The organism is Paenibacillus sp. sgz302148, from assembly GCF_056120465.1.
On record NZ_JBVYOJ010000017.1, the window covers coordinates 163,162 to 170,740 of the forward strand.

At 50.5% G+C, this 7,579-nt stretch carries 9 protein-coding genes; 1 reads left to right on the forward strand and 8 read right to left on the reverse strand.

From position 1 onward, the window contains the following. Window positions 1–41: 41 nt before the first annotated feature. The 8 genes from AC0LWM_RS23765 to AC0LWM_RS23800 form a co-directional block, all read right to left on the reverse strand. Window positions 42–926, reverse strand: coding sequence for a carbohydrate ABC transporter permease (locus tag AC0LWM_RS23765; RefSeq protein ID WP_474677485.1), 885 nt, complete (start codon window positions 924–926; stop codon window positions 42–44). Window positions 927–946: 20 nt separating this feature from the next. Next, window positions 947–1,846: an ABC transporter permease gene (locus AC0LWM_RS23770; RefSeq protein WP_474677486.1), complete on the reverse strand. Its 900-nt coding sequence runs from the start codon at window positions 1,844–1,846 to the stop codon at window positions 947–949. Window positions 1,847–1,941: 95 nt separating this feature from the next. Then, window positions 1,942–3,624, reverse strand: a complete 1,683-nt coding sequence (locus AC0LWM_RS23775) for an extracellular solute-binding protein (RefSeq protein ID WP_474677487.1) — start codon at window positions 3,622–3,624, stop codon at window positions 1,942–1,944. 212 nt (window positions 3,625–3,836) lie between these two features. Continuing rightward, entirely contained in the window at window positions 3,837–4,316 is a 480-nt protein-coding gene (gene infC / locus AC0LWM_RS23780) for a translation initiation factor IF-3 (protein WP_474677488.1), read from the reverse strand. A 135-nt stretch (window positions 4,317–4,451) separates the two neighbouring features. Further along, window positions 4,452–4,811, reverse strand: coding sequence for a DUF6463 family protein (locus AC0LWM_RS23785; RefSeq protein ID WP_474677489.1), 360 nt, complete (start codon window positions 4,809–4,811; stop codon window positions 4,452–4,454). 53 nt (window positions 4,812–4,864) lie between these two features. Continuing rightward, window positions 4,865–5,065 (reverse strand): hypothetical protein, encoded by a 201-nt coding sequence (locus AC0LWM_RS23790; protein ID WP_474677490.1) that lies wholly within the window; start codon window positions 5,063–5,065, stop codon window positions 4,865–4,867. A 27-nt stretch (window positions 5,066–5,092) separates the two neighbouring features. Then, the gene (locus AC0LWM_RS23795) at window positions 5,093–6,286 is read right to left on the reverse strand and encodes an ArsA family ATPase (RefSeq protein ID WP_474677491.1); all 1,194 of its coding nucleotides are present in this window, start codon (window positions 6,284–6,286) and stop codon (window positions 5,093–5,095) included. A gap of 65 nt (window positions 6,287–6,351) precedes the next feature. Further along, a complete protein-coding gene (locus AC0LWM_RS23800; RefSeq protein WP_474677492.1) occupies window positions 6,352–6,828 on the reverse strand; it encodes a MarR family winged helix-turn-helix transcriptional regulator in 477 nt (158 codons plus the stop codon). A 166-nt stretch (window positions 6,829–6,994) separates the two neighbouring features. Between AC0LWM_RS23800 and AC0LWM_RS23805 the strand changes: the two genes are divergently transcribed. Beyond that, complete coding sequence (locus tag AC0LWM_RS23805) at window positions 6,995–7,303, forward strand: hypothetical protein (RefSeq protein ID WP_474677493.1); 309 nt, start codon at window positions 6,995–6,997, stop codon at window positions 7,301–7,303. The last annotated feature ends 276 nt before the right edge of the window (window positions 7,304–7,579 follow it).

The window sequence follows — 7,579 nt, forward strand, 5'->3', positions numbered from 1 at the left end:
ACCACCTCTCCTTGTTTCGTCTAGCAACGGCCGGTTATCGGCTATTCCTTCACGCTGCCCATCACAATCCCTTTCACGAAGAAGCGCTGCAGGAAAGGATAAACGAGCAAAATAGGCATAGCCGCGACATAGATTTGAGCGGCCGTACTTGTCCGATCGGACATATTCGCCAGCAATTGGGCTTCCTCAGCCGACAAAAACCGCGGGTCTTTGCTGATAATGATCGTTTGCAGGAACGTTTGCATTGGATAATGTTTCGGATCATTCATCAGAATCAGGCCGTCAAACCAGCTGTTCCAGTGTCCCACCATGCTAAACAGCGTGATGGTTGCCAGAGCCGGGAGCGAAAGCGGAACGAAAAATTTCCATAATATCGTAAAATGCCCCGCTCCGTCCATTCGGGCCGACTCTTCCAGTTCCTTCGGCAAGCTGCGAAAAAAATTGAGAAGCAAAATGACGTTAAAAACAGGCACCGCTCCCGGGAGAATGAGCGCCCAGATTGTATCTATAAGTCCCGTTGCCTTGATCGTCATGAACCATGGGATCAAGCCGCCGCTGAATAATATCGTAATGACGAATATCCAGACATAAAGTGTCCGAAAACGGAAATAGGACGAATCCTTGGACAACGGATAAGCGGCAGTGATCGTCAACAGCAAGTTGAGCGCCGTTCCTAGCACCACTCGCTTGACGGACACCCCAAACGCAGTAAGGTATTGCACTTTATTCAATATATTCTGATAGGCCGCCGTTGTAAACTCTACCGGCCACAGCTTCACAATCCCGGCAGACGCGGCAGCTCCTGAACTAAACGAAACCGCCAAGATATGAATGAGCGGCAGCACGCAAAGCAGAGAGAGCACCGTTAAGAAGGCGTAGTTGCAGGCAAGGAATACTTTTCTACTTATCGATGCGCGAGAAACCATGTTACTTCACCCCTTCAAGCCTAAAAAATGCGGTAGTTTGCAAATCGGTAAGCCAGATAATAGGAAATGGATATCAAAAATAAGGATACGGTAGACTTAAACAGTCCGACTGCCGTAGCAAGCCCGTACTGCGCTTTTAAAATCCCGAGGCGATACACAAGCGTATCGATTATATCGCCGCTTTCATAGACTGGCGGACTGTATAGATTGAATATTTGGTCGAAGCCCGCATTCAAGATATTCCCGATACTCAAGGTGACCATCAAAATAGCAATCGGCATGATGCCGGGCAGCGTTACATACAAGGTCTGCTGCCACCGATTGGCTCCGTCGATTTCCGCCGCTTCATATAAGCTGGGGTTAATGCCCGTCAAAGCAGCCAAGTACACAATCGTACTAAATCCGAATTCTTTCCATACATCGGACGAGACGAGAACAAACCGAAACCAACTGTTCTCTCCAAGAAAAAAAATCGGCTTGACCCCAAACATGCCAAGGATTTGGTTGACCAGACCATTGGATGGCGACAACAAATCGATTAAGATACCGCCCAGGATAACCCAGGAGAGAAAATGCGGCAAATAGACAAGCGTTTGAAAGGTTCTCTTAAATGCATTCTTCCTCACTTCATTCAGCAGCAAAGAAACGGCAATAGGCACGATCAGACCCACGACAACCTTCATGGATGCGATAAACAGCGTATTGATAACGACCCTATTGGTATCAGGCATTTCGAATATGTATTCGAAGTTTTTCCATCCGACCCATGGCGATCCGAATATTCCCTTGGTCGGAATGAATTTCTCGAAAGCAATCGCCATCCCCGCCATCGGCCAGTAGCTGTAGACGGCCAGTATAGCCAAGCTTGGCAGCAGCAGAAGATGCAAAGGCAGCTTTTCGCTTCGCAGCAATTTCCGCAAGATTCACAACCTCCATCCGTATTTTTGCCCGTAGAAGATTGAAGTGCCCGGGAATGCGGCTCCTTACCGCCTTCCCGAACACCCCTTTCCTCATCTTATTTTTTTATTTTTGCATACCAATCATTTACTTCTTGGGTCATTTGCTCCCCGCCGAGCTTCTTCCATTCGTCGACGAATTTGTCGAATTCGTCTATAGATGCTTTGTTCATAATGATTTTGGTGAAAACTTCCTTCATCTTATCATCCAGAATCCCTTGCTTTTCGAGCATGGTCGGTGTCAGTGTACCGTAGAACTCATCGATCAGGTACCGTTTTTCCCGATCGTACTGGTCCATGATCGCAAACGATCCGCCCGGCTTGGAGATTGCCCATTCGTTCCACATGGACATATCGCCAGCCAAATATTTCTCCACGCGTTTGTAACGGGAATTCATTTCCGGATTCGATCCGAGCACCGACGGGTCTTTCGCCTCGATCGCTTTCGGAAGCAGTCTACCGGCAGGCAGGTTTTCATCCTGGGCGAACATGACGGTTGGGTTGATCTTCCACAGGAGCGCGCTCTTATCGACACCCGATTTCCCGAACATGTATACCTTGTTGGCATCCGTCAAATTCGTTTGGACTTCAATCCATTTATTGAGCAGTTTGATGACGGCTTCAGGGTGCTTCGCATTTTTGTTTACAACGATATAGCTGCCTACCCCTATACCAACTGAGGTCTTCGCCGGCTTGTCGTCATTTGAAACGATCGGATACGCTTCCCAGTCCTGGACAAGCTTCCCGTCCTGCACAGCGGCAGACTGCAGCGGCCAAATGCTTAGCCAGAATGCGCCATAAGCCATTCCAATGTTATTGGCAGTGACAAGTTCGTTTTCTTTATCCGCATCTTTCACGGCAAATTCGGGATCGATCAGTCCGGCTTTATACATATCCTGCAATTGCCCCAGCGCCTGCTTCATTTCCGGCATAATCGTTCCATTCACCAGCTTGCCCGAGAAATCCTTTAACCACATGCCCGGATAAGCGTGATAACCGTTGAAAAAGCCTGTCAGATCGTAAGCTCCGCTAAAAATATCGCTGTTTAATGCGAAGGCATACGTCTTGTCGGTCCCTCCCGGATTTTTTTTAGCAAATTCATCAGCGATCTTGAGGACGTCCTGGATCGTTTTCGGCGCTGGCAGACCCAGCTTCTCCAGCCAATCTTTGCGGATCCATAAATAAGCGGAGCCATTGTACGGATTGTCCGTTCCCGGGATTGCCATTAGCTTGTCATTGAAGGTAGCCGTGCTGAGCTGGCGTCCTCCGTCAAGATGAAACCATTCCTTTGTTTTTTCGGTTGCGTACTTGTCAAAAATGTCCGTAAGATCCGCAATCATATCGGCTTCCTGCAATTGCTGCAGTTGACTTGCGTCAACCTTAAAGAAGTCTGGAATGTCGTTTGAAGCAATTGCGATTTTCAGCTTATCCGCAGCTTTGTCGGAAACCCAGTTGTTCTTGATTTTGATGCCGAGATCCTTCTCGTATGCGTCGTAAATCGCATTCTTGTCCATTGTTTCGCCTTCGTCAAACTTGATGTTCGAGACGCCTCGTACCGTCGTCAATTCGATCGGCGGATCGTACTTTCCCATCGGGTCGATGGAAGATCCTCCCGTTTGCTCAGTCGGCGCAGACGAATCGTTTTGCTGCTGATTCGACGAGCTGCCGCTGCAAGCGGTCATGGCGCCTAATGCAGATACGAGCAGAATGGATAAGCTCAATTTCATCAATCGCTTCTTCATCTTTGTACCCCCTATTGTCGTTAAGGATTCTACGTCTTTAATTATAGAAAGCGTTTTATCGCCTCTCAATATACGCATTTTTACAATGCTATACTCACCTTTACCATTTCATAATAAAAAGACGGCATCCGGTTGGATACCATCTTTTCGATCATTATGCCATTTGCGACTCGCACATCAGCATATGCAGTTTTGCTCCGCTACACGCTTCCCTACCCGACCGGGTCCACTTGCACGGCAGCTTGCTTGCCGCTGAGCTGGATGCCGGTTTTCGGCCGGCCGACGGTTTTCAGCTCCTTGATCAGCGACTCCAGCAGTTCTTTGGCCGCCGCGCCTTCTTTGCCCTGAATCTTGACGACGAACTGGACGGCGTCGCCTGACTGCAGGATGCGCTCCGCCTGCTGCTTTTTCGTCTCGTAATCGTGATCCTCGATCCGCGGCGTAAGACGGATTTCCTTCACCTTCGCGACATGGTCCTGCTTGCGCTCGGCCTGCTGCTTCTCTTGCTTCGCCGCGCCCGCGCCGATTAGCTTGCATGGCGGCGGGCTGCTCATGAGCGACGTGCAGACGAGGTCGACCTTCAGCTTTTTCGCCATCGCCAGCGCCTCGGAAGTCGGCACGATGCCTAAATCTTCGCCGTTTATGCCGGTTAAGTGCACCTCGGACGCTTTGATTTTTTCGTTGATGATCATTGTGGGCCCCCTGCTCTTCGCTATAATGAACCCATATTACCGTCCGGAAGGGGAATTTGCAATGTCTTCAATTCCGAAGATTCTGGGTCGCGGCGATAAGGATGATGCCTTCGTTCGCGCCGAAGTCGTCCATCATCACTTACGCATGAGGATCCAAGCCTGAGGAAGACCAAGCCAGAAACCCGACACCGGCATGATGACAGCCCCGATCAAGCACACCGCGAACAGCATCCGCCCTAAAGCAGCAGGTGGCGCAATCCCCTTCTTTTTCATGAGCCAATCCGCCGTATAACCGATAAGTATGAGCATGAAGCCGAACATCATAAACCAGAACGCGGTTCCACGCTCCCATTGTCCCTTCACCACCGTATTCAACAAGCCCGCGGTGACCATCGGTTGAAGCTGCTTCATGTAAATCACGAGCCCGATTACCGTATGAAGCAACCCGGTCAACATCAACAGCAACCCGACTTGACGTTTGATCCCGCTCACCATATGATCTCCTCTCCCTCTCTTCTTATCTCTTCATTTCTCGCCCCGGCATCCGTTCATTCATCAGAAATGTTGACTTTACGGGCTTTCGGGACGTTTGATTCTTCCTCGATCGTATCCATGACGCTAACGATCACCGCCCGGGAAGCGAGCAGCCATTCCTTGACGGCGTTTCTTACATGCCGCTCCGGTTGGCGTCGCTCCAGGTTCTCCAACAACCTTTCTACCCGTGACAGATTTTCCAACATTCGCTCCATTCCTAACCCTGCGCTTCTCATCGATCCTCAGCCCTTTCCTTGTACAGTAGTCGTATCCCTTTTGCCGAAACGGATGATCAGCCGGTCCTCCGCGTATCTCGCACCTGCAACCTGCCGGCCCATAAGCGGTCTTGGCAAAATAACCTTGCGTTTGTAAGCACCCGCATCGACCGTCAACTCGTCGCCTGTCTGCGTTAAGTCCAAATCCGCCTTATCGACAAAAGGAATCATAAGTTCCAGCAGCATCTCCCCGTTCTCTTCACGAATCGTTTCCGTTCTGCCGCGATAAAACATCGCCGAAGGATCCTGCTCTCCGTAAACGATGTCCGCCAATTCTTCAAGAACGGGCAGGCCGATCACTTCCTTCTGCATCATCGGCGCTTTCAGAATCGGCAGCGGCTGGAAGTTCGATACGATTTCTTGCTCGTACTTCTTTTGGATGTCTCGCCAATAGGCGAAAAACCCTTCACCTGCCTCATCCGGCAGCACTCGATTCACGATGACCGCATCCGTGTTGAACCCGAATAAATTCAAATAAGTGAAAGAGCGTTTCGCCTCGGCCAGCACCATCTTCTCGGGATTCAATACGATTCTCACCGACGTGGTCTCCGGGTCCAGGACGATCCGCTGCATTTCTTCGAGCCCGCGCGCAAAACGCTCGATGCTGTCCAACACGTCATCCGAAGGAAGCTCAATACTGTTCACAAACTTGGCCACCGGCCGAACAAGCTTGATCAACCTGCGCTCGTGCGGGAATATTTTCTCCAGCCACCAATTCAATACGTTCGGGTAACTGAGCAGCCGCAGCGTCTCGCCGGTCGGGGCACAATCCACCACCAACACATCGTATCGCCCGCTTTGAGCGTGTTCCTTGATCTGCAGCAAGCTGAACAGCTCCTCCATGCCGGGAAACACCAGCATTTCTTCCGTCATAATATCTTTGAGCTGCGCTTTGTCGAGCAAGGCGGTCAGCCAACCCTGAACGGCTCCCCAGTTGTTCTCCGTCTCCCGGAGGCTGTTCACCTCTTGCCCCCATAAGTTTTCGCCGACCTGAACCGGATCCGGCCCAATTGGCACGGCCAGCGAATCCGCCAAACTATGTGCTGCATCGGTGCTAAGTATCAATGTGCGTTTGCCCTGTTTCGCCATTTTCGCCGCCGTGGCTGCCGCTATGCTCGTTTTGCCGACTCCGCCCTTGCCCGTATAGATGATGATTCTCATGTCCACTCTCTCCTTTTAGTACGATTTCGTAGTAATTAATTAAAAATAAACCCGGCCGCAGCCGGTCATTCCTCAATCTTAATTTTGACGGGTTGAACCTTTGTCTCTCGAAGCTTTACAGGCCCCTCTTCTTGGAAAACCCTGGCCGCCTTGAGCAGAAGTTTCGTGAACTGCTCCATCTCTTCCGGCGTAAACGCCGACTCCAGCCTGCTCAGCATGGCCATCATGATCTGTTCCGAATCTTTGGCCAGCCGCAGTCCCTCCTGCGTCAGCGTGACGAGCTTAACCCGCTGGTCTTCTGCAGATGTAGCCCGGGCAATGAAACCTTTGCGTTCAAGCCGCTTCGCAATGCTGGTCATTGAACTTAGAGGCGCCCCCATCTCGGCCGCCAGCTCCGACATCGTCAGGTCTCCCCGAAAGAGCAAAATAAGCAGCGTCGACAAATCCGAGCGGGTCACTTTCTGTTCGAGCTGCAGCGTGTCGGCCATGAAAGCGAACGGACGCAGACCGGTCTTGAGGAAGAGATCGTATAGCTGTTGCATGCCGGCAGCTCCTTTAGTACGATTTCGTAATTTCTGAGTTCAGTTTAATACGATTTCGTAGTAATGTCAACGGCAATCGATACTTAATTTCCCATAGAGATCATTGTGGACATCCCTGTGCTTCGTTATAATGAACCCATATTACCGTCCGGAAGGGGTATTTACAATGTTTTCAAAAGAACGGGAACAAGAGATTATCCGTAGCTATGAGCGCGATGAGCAGATGATGATTCTTATTTTTGCACAATGGTGTGTCAACCACGATCTCGATCCGGTTGAGCTGTACCGCCGCGCTTATCCGCAGCAAGAGACGAACGAAGCGCTCCGTCAAGCGGTCGAGCTGACCGTGCCGAAAGCGGAAGCCGGACACATTGCCGACGAAACGCTGCTTAGCGCATTATCGTTGTATGACAACGAGGAGCTTGCTTTTGTCGTCACCGAAGAGATCGGGAGGCGGAAGAAGAGCAAGCGATAACGCCAGAAAGCAACGAATACTCGCTGATAAACGGCCACCTGCCTCCTGTTCGCTCATGAAACGATAGATGTAAAAGTGCAGTTATTTCCGCACTCCTCTGCCTCGGAAATGAATAACTGCGATTATGCAGTTATTTTTCCCCATTCGTGCGTAGTGGGCAGATTTCCAAGTTGAGTCTATATAATTGTGTAAAATGCTAGGTTCTCTAAAAAAGGGGGAGCCATAGGCAGAATCCTCGTTTAGAATGTAGTTGTCGAGACCCATTCAGAGGAGGAA

Bases quoted from the DNA above. Each gene is read 5' to 3' on its own strand.
- AC0LWM_RS23765 (WP_474677485.1), bottom strand. From the start codon at position 926: ATGGTTTCTCGCGCATCGATAAGTAGAAAAGTATTCCTTGCCTGCAAC.
- AC0LWM_RS23775 (WP_474677487.1), bottom strand. From the start codon at position 3,624: ATGAAGAAGCGATTGATGAAATTGAGCTTATCCATTCTGCTCGTATCT.
- infC (WP_474677488.1), bottom strand. From the start codon at position 4,316: ATGATCATCAACGAAAAAATCAAAGCGTCCGAGGTGCACTTAACCGGC.
- AC0LWM_RS23785 (WP_474677489.1), bottom strand. From the start codon at position 4,811: ATGGTGAGCGGGATCAAACGTCAAGTCGGGTTGCTGTTGATGTTGACC.
- AC0LWM_RS23790 (WP_474677490.1), bottom strand. From the start codon at position 5,065: ATGGAGCGAATGTTGGAAAATCTGTCACGGGTAGAAAGGTTGTTGGAG.
- AC0LWM_RS23795 (WP_474677491.1), bottom strand. From the start codon at position 6,286: ATGAGAATCATCATCTATACGGGCAAGGGCGGAGTCGGCAAAACGAGC.
- AC0LWM_RS23800 (WP_474677492.1), bottom strand. From the start codon at position 6,828: ATGCAACAGCTATACGATCTCTTCCTCAAGACCGGTCTGCGTCCGTTC.
- AC0LWM_RS23805 (WP_474677493.1), top strand. From the start codon at position 6,995: ATGTTTTCAAAAGAACGGGAACAAGAGATTATCCGTAGCTATGAGCGC.